Here is a 15614-nt window from a genome sequence, read left to right on the forward strand (position 1 = left end):
TGATAGCAGAAAGATCACAGCAAAGCTGCTTTTTTATCAAGCCCAGCCTTGCATAGATAATCTCAACATAAAAAGGCGCTGATATCACATCAGCGCCTTATCTTCATTTCCAGCAAGTACTCCATCTTCCAGAAAATATTCCATCGCTATCATGTCTGAAAAGTACAGGCTCGAATCAGAGCATCAAGCTATTCAGCAATTCACCCATGCTGACTCGCAGCAATCGCCTGCTCCAGATCGCCAAGCAGATCACGAATATTCTCCGTGCCTACCGACAAACGAATTAGCTCTGGATTCACGCCAGCGGTCAGCTGCTGTTCTTCCGTCAGCTGTTGATGTGTCGTGCTGGCAGGATGGATAATTAGCGACTTGGAATCTCCGACATTGGCAAGGTGAGAGAACAGCTTCACATTACCGATCAGCTTACGTCCAGCCTCAGCACCGCCACGAATACCAAATGTTAAAATGGCACCTGTCCCCTTAGGCAGATACTTTTGTGCCAGCTCATGTGATGCATGACTGCTCAGCCCCGGATAGCTCACCCACTCCACATCGGCATGCTGCTCCAAATATTGCGCCACCTGCAAAGCATTTTCACTATGACGCTCCATACGCAGATGCAGTGTTTCCAGACCTTGCAGCAATAGCCACGCGTTGAATGGAGAGATCGGTGCGCCCAGATCGCGCATGAGCTGTACACGCGCTTTGATAATATACGCCAGTGGCCCAAGTGCATCTGTGTACACCAGACCATGATAGCTTGGATCAGGCTGCGTCAGGCCGGGGAATTTATCATTTTGTGTCCAGTCAAATGTACCGCCATCGACGATAATGCCACCGATCGATGTGCCATGACCACCGATGAATTTGGTGGCTGAATGTACGACGATATCTGCGCCATGCTCAATCGGACGCAGCAAGTATGGGCTTGGGAACGTGTTGTCGACGATCAGCGGAATACCATGCTCATGCGCGATAGCAGCAACCGCTTCGATATCCAGCACATTACCGCCCGGATTGCCTACGGTTTCCGCATATAATGCTTTGGTGCGCTCATTAATCGCTGCACGGAAATTCTCAGGTTGATCTGAATTGACGAAGGCGACTTCAATGCCTAGCTTGGGTAATGTATTCGCAAATAAATTATATGTACCACCATACAGGCTCGATGCCGATACGATATGATCGCCTGCGCCTGCAATGTTGAGGATGGAAAACGTAATCGCTGCCTGACCAGATGCCGTTGCCAGTGCGCCTACGCCACCTTCCAGTGCAGCAAGACGTTTTTCCAGTACGTCTGTCGTCGGATTCATCAGACGCGTATAAATATTGCCAAATTCCTTCAGTGCAAACAGATTCGCTGCATGCTCACTATCTCGAAAGCCGTAAGAGGACGTCTGATACAACGGTACAGCACGAGAAAAGGTTGTCGGATCAATCTCCTGTCCAGCATGAATTGCGAGCGTTTCCAGTAAATAAGGGTTAGGTTCAGTCATCGTCATTCTCCTTTGTATGGGTCAAAATCATAGCGCCATGTATGACATGATCCAACCGGTTATATGGTGATGCTGTCATGTGGTGTCAGCGGTTGAATTGAAACTATTCTCGCACGAGCGAATCGACTATTCAATAACTAAATTGGGATTTGTGGAATATTCTATAACTGATAGAAAATCCAAATGGTTGGGGGGAGCTTCTATATCCAGGGTGTATGCGCAGATTTATGGTATGGAGTAGGCACCACTCCGGGAAGGAATAAGGGGACGGACTCGGGTGGAGCCGCGGGAATCTTTTGGAATAGGAAGGAATGAAGATTCCCGCCCCTCCAAAGTCGTCCTTTCCCCTTATTTCCTTCCCTTCGTTCCGTGCTGCTGATATACATAAGTGGTGTATATGCTTTGGATATAAAAGTGTTGGGGGAAGAAGTAATGGGAATATGTAAGATAGATGCATAAGGCGAATGTATAAAATAAATATACAAAATAAATACGCAGCCGGTATGTTTATAAACCGGCTGCGTATGGAGAGTTGAATGATATAGATGAGTACATTCTGGGTTGCTAATTGTGTAGCGAATGGATGGTTTTAATCATTTTTCTTTGCAGGCTCTGCGTATTCAGCGAATGCTTTTTGTAGGATGTCGTAGCTTTTCTTTTTGCGTTCATGGGTTACAGGCTCGTTCCAGGATTGCCAGGTGTAGCTGCCGAATTGTGGGGCTTGGGCAGTGGCGGAGCTGGATTTGGCGACTACAACTGGGCTAGCTTTGACGGCATCGACGGTCTGTGGCGCGATGCCCTTAGCTTTGTATGGATTCTCCCATGCCATATGACTGCTTGGATCCATAAAGCCGAGCAGCATCCACGGAATTGCCATTTCGATCACATTGTCTTTGACATAAAAGTCGGACAGATTGTTAAAGTCCGGACTATTCGGATCGTTGATGCCGTAATGCAGCTTGCCCACTTCAAGCTCCTCGAACGGCATCGTTACTTTCGTTTGTGGCAGATATAATTGGCGATTGAGCGCCAGTTTCCACGGAAGGAAGTAGCCTTTGGTGCCATCTGCATATTTTGCATCGTACGGAATCTCCTTGCGGCTATATCCATACAGGTACGTATGCTGATCGTAGGCACTATTGATGTAGATATGACCGCCCTTATCTGAGGCTTCTCCAATACTTAGCAGGAATCCGATTGGACCAGGGAAGGTGATGGCTGGTGCTTTGTCCGCAGTCACACTACCATCCCCAGTTGTCTGGAAGCCGACATACAATTGATCCTTATCCAGATCCCAATTGCCGTTTTTCTTTTCCAGCTTCACGTAAAGATTCGCGGCATCGTGAGACATTTGCATCGTCATATCTGGATAATCGGTCGTTGCTACATCCGGGCGCTTTGCCCAATCCTCGGTTTTGCCATCCAGATGAATCATATCGTCTACACTGGCGTCAGGCTCGACCGCAATCACACCGAAGTGCTCCTCATTTGTCAGACGATTACGCCACATTGCGCGGCGGTCGGCAGGCTCCATATCGATCGTATTCCAGGTGAATTTGAACCATTCATCCTGCCACTCGAATAATAGCGCGCCATCCAGACCTTCGTCATAAATGTCTTTGAGCAGTCCAGCATCCAGCGTGCCTTGCTCCTGCTCCGTATGCATGCCCTGATTACGTCCGTTCGGGCCATAATGCGCCATCCCGCGCGAGCTTGGCATCCCGTACTCGGCAACGATCAGCGGTATCCCTTTATGATGCTTGCGCATCGCATTCAGATAGCCTGCATAGGCACTGCTTGTACCATCGGCTTTTTTGAATGTTTTGTATTCCGGCTGCTGACGTAGTAGATCCGGATAATACGGATAAATATGATATGAAGAGAAATACCCGGCTGTCCAGCTATCCTTAACTGGCTGAATATTCATCGGATCAACGGATACCAGATCCTCTTGCTCCAGCGGTTCATTAGGATGAGAGAGCGGATCGGTTGTCACCCAGTTTGTAAAGGACATCGGATGCTGCCATCCGTATTTCATATCGGCCTCAGCAGCTACGTCCAGCATACTGGCAACCCAGCTTTCAAATGCGGTAGCGTCCGATGCTGCACTAAAATATTTCCCCTTATACGGAGGCTGATTCGGATGCGCCTTGTCCGTCACATCAACAGCAAATGGATACCACTCCGTTCCGACTACCCAGCCCAGTACATAGGGAGAGACGTCGGCTGTAAATGTACCATGTGCATGGCCTTGCTTTTCCGCAATGGTCACTTTGCCATGGATTGCGCCGACAGCATCCTGAATCTCTTGCTTGAATGCCTCGGTGATCTCAGGCGTGTACGCATCGCGTCCTTTGCCATCCTCACCGATGAGTTCTTCCTCTGGCGACCACACACCCTGCATGAGGTACAATGGCTCTTTTTGCGTCGCATTAAACTCCTGTAAAGCTTCATAGAAATAAGGCGGCAAAATCGTATAAATACGCAGCACACGAATATTCATCGCCTTCATCTCAGGAAACCAGCGTAAATAATCCTCCTTAGTTGGACTCAGCTCACCTGGATAATGTCCGGGTGTGGTAGCGCCCAGGTTCATGCCTGCCCAGAAGGATGGCTGCCAGCTTTTGCCGTCATACGTTGCCAGCTGTTCACCTACGACGGTGGACGTGCGCTTGATGCCGTCCTTTTCTACAATCGGCAGCGTATACGCAGGCGCTTCTGTAGCGGAGCCGCCTGGCTTATCTGCTGATGAGAACCATCCTCCTATCCCTGCGCGTACTAGCAAAAACGAACCGACAGCGACTACAACAACAGCAATGATAATGGTAACAATAAGGGGGACACGAGAGCGTCGATGGGCTTGTTTTCGAGATCGCATAGTTTCATCCTTTTTCATTTTATGGAATAAATAGTATATTTATAGATTAAACAGTTATTACTAATTTGACAAATGCTGTTATAGCTTCTCTTATAGCGGGTAAGTGCCACAAAGGGAGGGTTGCATCATGAATAAACAACAACCAGAAGTGAAACCAACTCCAGAAAAGAAACGAAAAATCTGTATTCGTCGTCCAGATTCCTATAAGCTAGCCATCGAATTCAAGCGTCGCCGGATCGTAGCAAGTAACCGCTATGAGATGGTGAGTGTGCTAAACGATATCATTACGACGATCTGTTTTCTGATCGGTAGTTATTTCTTTTTTCATAAGCAAACGGAAACGGGAACGATCATGTTTATTATCGGTAATGCCAATACGTTATTTAGGGCGATCATTCGCTTAGTACGCAAAATTCATATCGAATGGATTCAAAATGAATCCTCGGAAAGTGTGAATTTGAAGTGACATGTCACATCATACAGCTCGGAACGAAGTGATATAGCCATCACACTACATGTAGAATAAATAAAGACTGGAAACGCAGGTAGTAAAGCCCCTATTTTTGGACAGTTAAAAAAGCTCTATCCAGTAAACTGGCGTCGGTACTCTATCGGCGTCAGTTTCTTTAATTTTCCACGGCTACTTGAGCTTCGGCTCGTGTGCGTAATTGACGGATATCGCTCAGTGGCGGACGTCCGAATAAACGTGCATATTCCCGATTGAATTGCGACGGGCTCTCATATCCGACACGAAACGCAGCTTCCGCTGCCTGAACCGGCTCGCTGAGTAGCATCTGGCGCGCCTCCTGCAACCGGATTTGCTTTTGAAATTGTAGCGGGCTCATCGCTGTGACCTCACGGAAGTGACGATGCAAGGAGGAAGAGCTCATGCCTGCTTCGCTTGCCAGCTCCTCGATCCGTAGCGGTTCATTATAGCTTTCGCGTATGCGGCGAATCACCTCAGCGATCGAAGCGGCATGCCCTGCACCCGGTGCCATCTGCCTCAGCACAGCGCTCTGACCATCCTGTAGGGCACGATATAGAATCTCGCGTGCTGCCATCGGAGCTAATACGTCTATATCCTCTGGCGTGTCCAGCAGGCGTACAAGGCGCAGAAACGCATCCAGCATGCCCGGTGTTGCCTGACTCACATATAAGCCGCGTGCCGCTGTTCCTCGAGCTGTACGCTCATGCTCCTTGTTCTGAATGAACTCCACCACCTGCTGAGGGTCGATCTGTAGCCGAACAGCAAGATAAGGATGCTCCTCTAACGCCTCGCTCACCTGACCCGAGATCGGCAGATCCACTGATACGGCAAAATATTGAGAAGGCCCATAACGATAAGCCTCATCGCCTAGCATCACAAGCTTGCTGCCCTGGGCAACAAGACAGATGGACGGTTCATAGACGGTATAGACGGGAACGGCAACCTCTGCATTGCGAATGAGTGATAATGGGGCGAAGTCGGTTGAGTACGTACCATCACTTGTACAGAATTGGGCAATCAACCTAGCAAGCTCATCCAGCTGCTCCATCGTCCGTTTATCCGCTGTAGCTGTTGATTTCACAGGAATCCTCCTTTAGTAGATCGCATTCCACGTTTCCCTTATTATATATCCCTTATGTGTCGCTGCGAATAGACTTGCGCGAAATAGGCAATTTTTTGCGTCGATCGTTCTACCTCCTTATACGGCATAGGGGTCATACTGAATAAGAACCCGAACAAGAGGAGGAATCAGCATGAATGCAGGACAGAAGCCGAGTGGACTTGAAGCAGCACACGACTATGTAGGGATGTGGGTGACCGCAGATGGCGTCATAAGGCAGGAGCTGCTGCCCAATGGACGTTATGATGAAGCCCGTGGCCATCGTGCCAGTGCGTATACAGGAAGCTATAGCATTAAGGGCAATCATATTGATTATGTGGATGATACAGGCTTTACCGCAGATGGGGAATTTCAGGGCGATGTGTTATACCACGGCGGCATGATTTTTTACCGACAAAAATAATTCAGGCTTTGTTGATAACTAAACCTTTAGAGGAGGAGCAAGTATGAATACACAACAACCTATGCATGGAACGGAAGGAAAAGTGGTCTTGATTACAGGAGCAAGCAGCGGGATCGGAGAAGCAACTGCACGTTTGTTAGCAGCACGCGGAGCAAAGGTTATGCTTGGCGCAAGACGGGTGGAACGGCTGGAGGCACTAACCGCGCAGATTCGTGAGGAGGGCGGAACAGCCGAATATCTTGCGCTGGATGTAACGAATTGCGATCAGATGGAAGCTTTTGTACAGACGGCAGTAGAGAAGCTAGGGCGCGTCGATGTGATCGTGAATAATGCAGGTGTGATGCCATTATCCAATCTGGAGGAGCGCAAGATCAATGAATGGAATCGGATGATCGATGTGAATATTCGCGGTGTGCTACACGGAATCGCAGCAGGTCTGCCTGTGATGCGCAGTCAGGGAGGCGGACAATTCATTAATGTCGCTTCTATCGGTGCATATGAGGTGACACCAACTGCCTCTGTATACTGTGCAACCAAATACGCAGTACGAGCGATCTCCGAGGGATTACGTTTGGAAACCGAACGTGAGATTCGCGTAACCCTCATCTCGCCAGGTGTAACGGAATCTGAGCTGGCAGATACGATCTCAGATGAGCATGCTCGTGCAGCGATGCGAGAATATCGCCGTATCGCCTTGCCTTCTCAAGCGATCGCCGAAGCTATTGCCTATGCGATTGCCCAGCCTGAGGGTGTCGATGTGAACGAGATGGTGGTACGCCCTTCGAAGGCGAGTAGCTAAATGCAGAGACAAAATGCATTCGATGGTAAGTATACAAATAGCCTGGCAACATAGCACAAAAAGCTCGGACACATGCATCATACATGTCCGAGCTTTTCGTTTGCGCTAGGCTCTGTAGCAAGCCGCCCTGCATTTCGCAGTTTGGCGAGATCAGGATGGTTATTGTACATAATGATCTAGCAATAGTACCTATCACAAGCGAATGCTATGTTCTACAGACGCTGTGCATGATGCTTTCCATGCAGGAGCTCAAGCTCATACAATGCACGTATAGGCAGGCGAGAAAGTAGGTAAGCAGGGTAACCTACTTTACGTAGAGCTACCTACGATTCATCGAATAGAATTTCTGCTCAATCAGCGCTTTTTCAGCGGTTCCGTAGGCGGCCCTTCCAGCACCTCGCCTTTATAATCAAATCGTCCACCATGACAGGGGCAGTCCCATGAGCGCTCAGCCTCATTCCACTGTACCTCACAGCCCATATGCGTACAGGTCGTATCCACCAGATGCAGATTGCCCTCGGGATCGCGGTAAGCTCCGGTACGTTTACCACGCTGCCAGACTACCGCACCCTGATCAGGCTTGAGATCCTCTGCCTTATGCCGATTAAAATCGAGCTTGCCGGTAACCAGTTCCTTTGCTACCGTCATATTGTGCTCGACTGCTGTTTGCATTCGTTTCAGAAACGGAGTTTTACGAGCAGGATCGAATAGCTCTGCATACCGATTGTCACGCCCCATCACCTGATCGGTGAGCATGATCGCAGCGAGCGTCCCTGTAGTCATGCCCCATTTAGCATAAGCGGTGCCGACAAGAATGTTAGGCGTATCCGAGGTGAGCTGTCCAATACACGGTAGCTTATCCAGAGAATACAGGTCTTGAGACGACCAGCGATATGGAATATCATGCAACCCGAACAGATTCCCTGCGAACATCTCCAGATCTGCATAATGCATAATCGTATCGCCTTCCTGCCCGGTGCGGTGACCTTTACCACCGACAATAATATACTGCTGGTCGTCAAAGGTCGCCGAACGCAGTGAATGCTTTGGCTCGTCCGCGCTAATATACATGCCGCCTTCAAATGGCGTTTCCGCACGAATCGCCAGCGTGTACGAACGCTCTGGCTGTAAGCGGGCAAAATAAAAGCCATTCTGGTCAGTTACCGGATAATGCGAGCCAGAAATCACCGTATCACAGCGTATACCAAAGTCACGATCCTGCACGAGTAAGCGCGGACGCTCCTCATTCTCGACCTCGCTGATCATCGTATTTTCATAGATTGTGCCACCGAGACGCAAAAACTCCAGCAGCAGAAATTTCAAATACTGTAGCGGATGAAAACGTGCCTGTCCCGGTAAAGCAATCGCGCCTTCGATCGACAGTGGGATCGGCAGAGACTCCACCCATTCACCTGGCAAACCTAACTCACGATAGGCGTCCATTTCTTTTTTGAGCTGTTTTAATCCGCCATCCTCATTCTCGGCATATATATAGGCTGTTTCCTCCTGCCAATCGCAGTCGATGCCGTTATCCTGAACAAGCTGCTGCATAAATGCCTTCGCTTCTTCTGCGCCTTCATAATAGAGCCGTGCCTGCTCATCGCTAAAATGGCTACGCAGATGATCATAGATCAGTCCATGCTGCGAGGTGACTTTCGCAGTGGTATGACCTGTCGTACCATTGAGCACTCGGTCTCCCTCCACCAGCACAACCTTACGTCCTTCCAAAACAAGCAAATAGGCCGCCGTAATCCCGGTAATGCCTGCTCCCACGACAGCAATCTCAGTATCCAGCTCCTGTTCCAGCGTGGGAAAAGCAGGGAACTCGGTTGTTGCTCGCCAGAAGGAATAAGGCTTCTCAGGCAGCTCTGTTTCTGCTGTCTTGCGTGTGAGATCGCGATTCGAATCGTATTTCATAAAAGTCCTCCTTATTGTGGATGATAGGTCGTTTTCGCTACCTCTCATTACCACTTTCAGGAAGAAGTCTAACCAGATAAAGCTTTGTACACGGTCAGCCCGTTGTTGAATGAGATGATATCGTTCATATATCCAACACATCTATATAACGTAGCAGCATGTAGGAGGAGGCTAGAACATGTATAATAAAAGCACATAGTCACCGATGCGCTGTTCTCTAGCTTGAGCTGCGACAGCGAGCCGATATCGGTGAAAATCAGAAGACTATAGAACAGGAGCTATTTCCCTATGAACATGAGAACGATGCTAATTATACGAGGCATCACCTGCCTTGCTATCATCGTGATTGCCTTTTCGATTATTTTGCGTAATCCTTCCAGCCCGGATCGGATCTATGCTTATGCACTGATGGTTGTCGCTGTGCTCACTTTTGTACTGCCGATTCTGATTCAAAAGTTCATTCGCCGTACGATGCAAAAGCGCGGCAATAGTCGGAAATAAGCCAGCGCATCGTAGTGTAAGGAATGGAAGACAGCGCAATAAAAACACTAAAAGCCGTCATTCTCCAGTAGCCAGCTAGCTGCTCGAAAATGACGGCTTTTTTAGTGATGCAACATTCAAAATAACGAGCGATCGTGCACGCATGGGTAGCAGAACGTGCTAGCCCAACCCCAACCCCAACCCCAACCCCAACCCCAACCCCAACCCCAACCCCAACCCCAACCCCAACCCCAACCCCAACCCCAACCCCAACCCCAACCCCAACCCCAACCCATTTCCCCTTATCGCCGCAGCTCTTCCAGCGTCAGCCGCCAGCGTTCGAGCACCTGCTCTGGCTCATGCAAACGATACGTTACGCCAGTTAATAGCTCAGCATATTTCGCTACATCCTCACGTATATGCTGGATTCTCGCCTGGAATCGTGCGCGTGGATAGGCTGCATCCGGTAGCTCAGGCAATGCTTCTACCTGTAAACGTAAGGCGTAGGACACGCCATCCACGACTACTGTCAGCAATGCCTTGCCATCTCGCCGCAGATTAGCTGTCGTATTCGTGCCCCTCCACAGTGCAATACGCAGGGTCTGCTCATCTATCGCTAGCACCTCACCTGCACTAACCATCGCCTGATGCGGATAGCCATCCTCGCTAATCGTAAGCAGCGGCATAGCTAGATGCTGCTTATGCTCCAGCTCCTGCCCATTCCAGAGCGATTGTAGCGTTGTTGGTAGTGAAGCAGGGGGCTGCTGTGAATCGGTATGGATCGTCTGATCATTCATCTTCGTAACCTCCAGTGCTGTAGCCTCTATTTTTGTACGTTGTATAACGTGATCTTATAGAATCTTGCAAAATATTGAATCGTATAGAGTATGGTGATCAAGGGGAGAGGAAGGGCGATTATTCAGCTGCTCTGCTATGGTTACTCAGCCGATCCGCTATATTGTTCTATTACACTATGTTACCTCCGCTATATGCATGCCCCATTACACTATGTACACGATACATAGCTATCGTACAGGGAGCAACGACATTTTGCACATGGGAGCGCCAGCCTTTACAATAGCTCATAAGCTTAGAGCCATTCATAAGCTCAGAGTTGTTCATTGGGTTCGGGGCTACTTATTCGGTTATCGTTAGATCATCTTCGTGAGTATTGCCTATGTGTTTATAAACCAGCTTGCCAATTGTAGTCCATTTCATGTAACCGTTAAGAGTCCATGCTTCACAATATAACGGATCATATAACGAATACACCTGTACAGCTTCAACTGAGCTACTCACCCGAGGGTCAATATATAGAACATAAAGTACAGATGTACAGAACAGGAGAGAGAGGATGCTCACATTTAATGCTTTTATCTGGGTAATTGGCTTGATGATCGTCGCAGCGGGCTTGCTAATTGCGCAATCGGTCTACCGCAAGCCAGTATCATGGCTACTTGTCGCCGGATTATTCGGTATATATATGCTTAATGTAATTCGATACACGTTTTTCCCTTTTCCGATTCATTCGCAATTGATCGAGCTGATGCGTACAGCGATGGGGGAGCACGGGATGGTGCGACTCAACCTGATTCCTTTTCATTCTCAGTATTACAGCTCGATCTTTCAGGATAAGTCCAATTATTTGAACATTGTGATGACCGTTCCATATGGCATCCTGTTACCACTTTTAATACCGATGCATCGCAAGCGGATGCTGCTCTATGCGCTTGGCATTGGGGTGACGATCGAAGTGCTACAGGGACTGCTTAATCTGGTGCTAGGCTACACGTATCGTACGGTAGATATCAACGATGTGATCTTTAATTTTATCGGTGCTATGATTGGCTGGGAGCTGCTGCGATTACTTTGCCAGACCACCTTTGGTAAAAAAAGGCTTGCCAGATGGCTTCCAGTCGTGGTAAAAAAGTAATAACAACGACGTGTGAATCAGTCCATCGTTCCCGGGAAGGAACATGGGGTGCTGGATCAGACGTTATACCAAGGAGGTGAGGCAGGATGTTGAATTTCCCATTTTCTATGACGCTAGATTGCAGAGTGCAAGGCGTTTTTAGTATTTCAAACACATTTTATGAAGACGGGAGAAGTCTGTCCAAAAATGAATACTACAAAAATGGCGAAATGCCGCTCCTGCCTTCAGCCTCGGTCGGGTTATTTGAGTAACTGTTCAGCGTAATCGGGATACACCGCGAGTGTGTCGCACTGCGATAGTTTGCTGTACCTTTGTTGTACACCACTATTACAGATTGATGATCGCTGTTCGTCTGTGTTACAGACAACCACCGAATTGCTATGATTTAAGCCGCAGGTATGATTACCTGTGGCTTTTTTATATGTTTGCCGATGCTGACGCTAGTCTTGGATCATAGACGTCGCTAGAGTAAGATTATCCGCTCGCTGTCCTTTTCGAGAAGCGATCTGATATCGTTACGATGCAGAGTCGAGGATCAAGCAAGCATATCCGGCAATCACAGCAAGCCTATGCCTATCGGCTGACAGGCAGTAGCATGCATTTCTCCATCATCCACCATTACAAATAATTGGCACATTTCTGCCCATCTAACGATTCCTTTGCAAAAAGCACATCGAGATGGCGGTATGCTGCCCGATGAGGAGAATATACATGTCTATTATGATCGCCTGTCATCAGGTACAACAATATTACGGAGCACAGCAGGTGCTCTCCAGCGTTACATTAGAAATTCACAGCGGCCGCAAGGTTGGTCTAATCGGAATGAACGGAGCAGGGAAAACAACGCTATTTCGCCTGCTATCCGGTCAGGAACGTCCCTACCAGGGCAATGTACACATTCAAAAGGGTGCCAAGGTCGGCTATCTAGCACAGGTGCCAGACTATGCCGCAGGCACGACCGTCATGTCGATTCTGCGTAGCAGCTTCAGCGATCTGCTGGCACTACAGGAGCGGATGGAGCAGCTTGCGCTGCGTATGAGCGATGCAGACCAGAGCGAACAAGCGCTGGACAAAGCAATTCGCGATTATGGCGATGCCCTGGAGCGCTTCGAGCAAGCAGGCGGCTACGAAATGTCCGCCCGTATCGATAGCATTGCCAACGGTCTGGGCATTCCAGCTAAATATTACGATGAGCCTGTCGATAAGCTGTCCGGTGGCGAAAAGACAAGAGTGGCATTAGCTGCCATGCTGCTGACCAACCCGGATATTTTACTACTGGACGAACCGACCAACCATCTGGATATGGAAGCTGTCGTCTGGCTGGAGAACTTTATCGCGCATTCCAGTGCAACCGTCGTCGTGATCTCACACGACCGCTATTTCCTCGATCGCATCGTACAGGAAATTATCGAGCTGGAGGATGGAGAAGCGACCGCCTACCCGATGAACTATTCAGCTTATCGAGATGAAAAGCAGCGCCGACTCGTGCGCCAATTCGAGGATTATCAGGAGCAGCAAAAGGAAATCAAGCGCATTAAGGAATCGATCAAGCGCCTGATCGATTGGGGCAATCGCTCCAATCCACCGAACCCCGGCTTCCACCGCCGTGCTGCATCGATGCAAAAAGCATTGGATCGGATGGAAAAGGTCAAGCGCCCGGTCATGGATCAGGCTCGTATGGATCTGGAATGGCGTCAAAAGGGACGTTCAGGTGAACGTGTACTCGTACTGGAGCAAGTATGGAAAAGTCACGGCGAGCGTATGCTGCTTCAGGAAGCGAGCGCACTGCTGCGCTATGGCGAGCACGCCACGATTATCGGCGGAAACGGAGCAGGGAAAACGACACTGCTGCGCATGATTCTCGGCGAGGATCAAACCGATGCCGGTACGATCCGAATCGGCTCCCGCGCCGATGTCGGCTATCTAGCACAGGAGGCAGCACCACCCGATGCAGGTGAAACCGTGCTGGAATGGTTCAAAGTACACGCCCGCATGGAAGAAGGCGCCGCCCGCGGACAACTTGCCAAATTCCTATTCTACGGTGCCGACGTATTCAAAAAAGTTTCCGGCCTATCCGGCGGCGAATGGAGCCGTCTACGATTGGCGATCCTAATGCACCAGCGCCCGAATCTACTAATTCTGGACGAACCAACAAACCATCTGGACATTTCTGCACGCGAGGCGCTGGAAGAAGCGCTGGAGGAGTTCCCAGGTACGATTCTTGCTGTATCGCATGATCGGTATTTCATTAATCGGATTGCGGAGCAGGTGTGGAATTTGCAGGATGGGAAGTTGAAGGTGACGATTGGGAATTATGAGGATTATAAAGAACATGAGTTGGTTTAAATGACAAAAGCCTGATCACTTAATTAAGTGATCAGGCTTTTGTCAGGTATAAATGAGAATTATGCACCAAGTCCATTACTTTGAGTAGTAATAACTGGACTTTGATGAATATTTCCAGAAGGAATTAGACTAATCAAACCTACTACTAGTACTAACGTATAAACTAGCTTTTTCATATTGGTTAGCCTCCTTTATAATTTGATTAAATAACTCTAATTGGTCTGAATTGGCTACATGTCTAAACTGTTCAAAGAGTAATACACGTTCCAGTGTTTTAGTTCTATTCGAAATATTGAAGGAGATACTTAAACTTTCGAGTAAATGATTTATGCCTTTAGTATAATTCTCTCGTCTAAATTCGTATACTGCTAATTGATAATAAAGATCTACATAGCGATTTATTGAATTAGTCTGGGAATAATAATTTTTATCAGAATGATCATAAGTTAGAAGGTTTTCTAGTAGCTTATTTACTACATTATCAATTTCAATATTATGTTCATTAGCGGATTGCAGTATTATGCTTAAACTTGGAAGAATTTCCAAGGGATTGGCATGAAGAAAATCAACGTACTCATTTAAATAAGAGAAGTCTCCAGAAAGTAAGTTTAAGTTGTGCATATTAGCTGTTGCAAAAAGTTTAAACTTCTCAACTTCTTTTATGCCTGTTTCATCAAGAATCTCAAACCAACTTAGGTCTGAGTATGAAGAAATTAATTTTTTTGCTTCGTCGTATCTTTTTAAATATTCTAATGCCAATGCTTTAATGAGATAACCTTGTCCATAATATACTACTAACCTACGCTCTGTATTGAGTTCGGGATAGTTACCAGTTTCTTGCTTATACTTTTTTTGTTCATTATAAACAGCATGACTCAAGCGAATTAGTTCGTCGCCACATCTTTCTAGGTAATACCAATTTTCCATTGTGTAATAGACACTAGCAAGTCTTAATAATCCATCTAACATGAATCTTTCAGGAAGTCTATCTCTAAAAGGTTCAAATCTAATCGTTGCTCTAAAGTTCTCTTCTGTATTTTCGCCAATCGAAGCCCGAAATACTCGATAATGCGCAATAGCGAGCCTCTCCGAATGCTGATGCTTCTCATTTTCGATAACGCATTCATAAAAAGGAATAGCTTCCTTCACTTTTCCTTCTTCATATAACTCTTCTGCCAATCCAAATACAGAAATCGTATTCGACAAATCCTCCATCAAACGATCAAGAACCGCCTGAATGCAGTCATAACGCCCAATCTCTGTACATCGCAGTAAGAACGCTTTAATCCGACGCCAATCTGCTTTTTCGTTAATAAAACATTCATCCACATAATATTCATACATCCAGCCTTCTTCATGACCGAGTGCTTCAGCCATCAGATCGAGCTGGCGGATGGAAATGGATTTTGGCGGATTACCATTTAAAATACCGCTAATAATCCCGCGATTGATCCCGGCAAGCTTGCCGAAACTGCTGAGGGAGTGTCCTCGTTGACGTATTCCCTTTTCAATCTCCAAACGTATGGTTGTGGTGTTGGTAATCATAACCGAACACACCCCTTTAAGGTAAAAGTTTCCCGTGTATAGCGCCCCAGTTAACCCATGATTTCAAATTTATTACATTATATATTAGAGCTTGAACCATGGTCAATTACTTTTAATTGTAAAAACGGAAAATAGGTATCGAAAATAGGAAACATCATATACAGCTTTTCGATAAAGGTAAGTATATAAATTGCCAGATAAAAATATGAT

At 47.5% G+C, this 15614-nt stretch carries 12 protein-coding genes; 6 read left to right on the forward strand and 6 right to left on the reverse strand.

What is annotated here, in order from left to right; all coding sequences use genetic code 11:
- Nucleotides 1-200: 200 nt before the first annotated feature.
- Both SK066_RS02450 and SK066_RS02455 read right to left on the reverse strand, forming a co-directional pair.
- Nucleotides 201-1496 carry a homocysteine synthase gene (locus SK066_RS02450; protein WP_320543516.1) on the reverse strand — a complete coding sequence of 432 codons (1296 nt, stop codon included), beginning with the start codon at nt 1494-1496 and terminating at the stop codon, nt 201-203.
- 589 nt (nt 1497-2085) lie between these two features.
- The gene (locus SK066_RS02455) at nt 2086-4374 is read right to left on the reverse strand and encodes a hypothetical protein (protein ID WP_320543517.1); all 2289 of its coding nucleotides are present in this window, start codon (nt 4372-4374) and stop codon (nt 2086-2088) included.
- Nucleotides 4375-4501: 127 nt separating this feature from the next.
- On the opposite strand from SK066_RS02455, the gene SK066_RS02460 reads away from it, so the two are divergent.
- Entirely contained in the window at nt 4502-4840 is a 339-nt protein-coding gene (locus SK066_RS02460; RefSeq protein ID WP_320543518.1) for a YrhK family protein, read from the forward strand.
- Nucleotides 4841-5000: 160 nt separating this feature from the next.
- Here the strand turns inward: SK066_RS02460 and SK066_RS02465 are convergent, their stop codons facing one another.
- Nucleotides 5001-5942 carry an AraC family transcriptional regulator gene (locus SK066_RS02465; protein WP_320543519.1) on the reverse strand — a complete coding sequence of 314 codons (942 nt, stop codon included), beginning with the start codon at nt 5940-5942 and terminating at the stop codon, nt 5001-5003.
- 172 nt (nt 5943-6114) lie between these two features.
- On the opposite strand from SK066_RS02465, the gene SK066_RS02470 reads away from it, so the two are divergent.
- Entirely contained in the window at nt 6115-6384 is a 270-nt protein-coding gene (locus SK066_RS02470; protein WP_320543520.1) for an Atu4866 domain-containing protein, read from the forward strand.
- A 61-nt stretch (nt 6385-6445) separates the two neighbouring features.
- Nucleotides 6446-7183 (forward strand): SDR family oxidoreductase, encoded by a 738-nt coding sequence (locus SK066_RS02475; protein ID WP_320544784.1) that lies wholly within the window; start codon nt 6446-6448, stop codon nt 7181-7183.
- Nucleotides 7184-7537: 354 nt separating this feature from the next.
- Here SK066_RS02475 and SK066_RS02480 read toward each other — a convergent pair whose 3' ends face one another.
- A complete protein-coding gene (locus tag SK066_RS02480) occupies nt 7538-9100 on the reverse strand; it encodes an FAD-dependent oxidoreductase (protein ID WP_320543521.1) in 1563 nt (520 codons plus the stop codon).
- A gap of 288 nt (nt 9101-9388) precedes the next feature.
- On the opposite strand from SK066_RS02480, the gene SK066_RS02485 reads away from it, so the two are divergent.
- Nucleotides 9389-9601, forward strand: coding sequence for a hypothetical protein (locus tag SK066_RS02485; protein WP_320543522.1), 213 nt, complete (start codon nt 9389-9391; stop codon nt 9599-9601).
- 281 nt (nt 9602-9882) lie between these two features.
- On the opposite strand, the gene SK066_RS02490 is transcribed toward SK066_RS02485, so the two are convergent.
- A complete protein-coding gene (locus tag SK066_RS02490; RefSeq protein ID WP_320543523.1) occupies nt 9883-10377 on the reverse strand; it encodes a pyridoxamine 5'-phosphate oxidase family protein in 495 nt (164 codons plus the stop codon).
- 557 nt (nt 10378-10934) lie between these two features.
- Between SK066_RS02490 and SK066_RS02495 the strand changes: the two genes are divergently transcribed.
- Together SK066_RS02495 and abc-f are read left to right on the forward strand one after the other, a co-directional pair.
- Nucleotides 10935-11513, forward strand: coding sequence for a VanZ family protein (locus SK066_RS02495; protein WP_320543524.1), 579 nt, complete (start codon nt 10935-10937; stop codon nt 11511-11513).
- Nucleotides 11514-12224: 711 nt separating this feature from the next.
- The gene (gene abc-f / locus SK066_RS02500) at nt 12225-13859 is read left to right on the forward strand and encodes a ribosomal protection-like ABC-F family protein (protein WP_320543525.1); all 1635 of its coding nucleotides are present in this window, start codon (nt 12225-12227) and stop codon (nt 13857-13859) included.
- Between the two features lie 129 nt (nt 13860-13988).
- On the opposite strand, the gene SK066_RS02505 is transcribed toward abc-f, so the two are convergent.
- Nucleotides 13989-15404 (reverse strand): DNA-binding protein, encoded by a 1416-nt coding sequence (locus SK066_RS02505; RefSeq protein WP_188774276.1) that lies wholly within the window; start codon nt 15402-15404, stop codon nt 13989-13991.
- Between the last annotated feature and the right edge of the window lie 210 nt (nt 15405-15614).

The organism is Paenibacillus hunanensis (assembly GCF_034055775.1).
Taxonomy (GTDB): domain Bacteria; phylum Bacillota; class Bacilli; order Paenibacillales; family Paenibacillaceae; genus Saccharibacillus; species Saccharibacillus hunanensis.

Excerpts from the sequence above, each read along its gene's own strand:
- SK066_RS02475 (WP_320544784.1), top strand. The coding sequence starts at position 6,446 with ATGCATGGAACGGAAGGAAAAGTGGTCTTGATTACAGGAGCAAGCAGC.
- SK066_RS02495 (WP_320543524.1), top strand. The coding sequence starts at position 10,935 with ATGCTCACATTTAATGCTTTTATCTGGGTAATTGGCTTGATGATCGTC.
- SK066_RS02480 (WP_320543521.1), bottom strand. The coding sequence starts at position 9,100 with ATGAAATACGATTCGAATCGCGATCTCACACGCAAGACAGCAGAAACA.
- abc-f (WP_320543525.1), top strand. The coding sequence starts at position 12,225 with ATGTCTATTATGATCGCCTGTCATCAGGTACAACAATATTACGGAGCA.
- SK066_RS02450 (WP_320543516.1), bottom strand. The coding sequence starts at position 1,496 with ATGACTGAACCTAACCCTTATTTACTGGAAACGCTCGCAATTCATGCT.
- SK066_RS02460 (WP_320543518.1), top strand. The coding sequence starts at position 4,502 with ATGAATAAACAACAACCAGAAGTGAAACCAACTCCAGAAAAGAAACGA.
- SK066_RS02485 (WP_320543522.1), top strand. The coding sequence starts at position 9,389 with ATGAACATGAGAACGATGCTAATTATACGAGGCATCACCTGCCTTGCT.
- SK066_RS02470 (WP_320543520.1), top strand. The coding sequence starts at position 6,115 with ATGAATGCAGGACAGAAGCCGAGTGGACTTGAAGCAGCACACGACTAT.
- SK066_RS02505 (WP_188774276.1), bottom strand. The coding sequence starts at position 15,404 with ATGATTACCAACACCACAACCATACGTTTGGAGATTGAAAAGGGAATA.
- SK066_RS02455 (WP_320543517.1), bottom strand. The coding sequence starts at position 4,374 with ATGCGATCTCGAAAACAAGCCCATCGACGCTCTCGTGTCCCCCTTATT.
- SK066_RS02490 (WP_320543523.1), bottom strand. The coding sequence starts at position 10,377 with ATGAATGATCAGACGATCCATACCGATTCACAGCAGCCCCCTGCTTCA.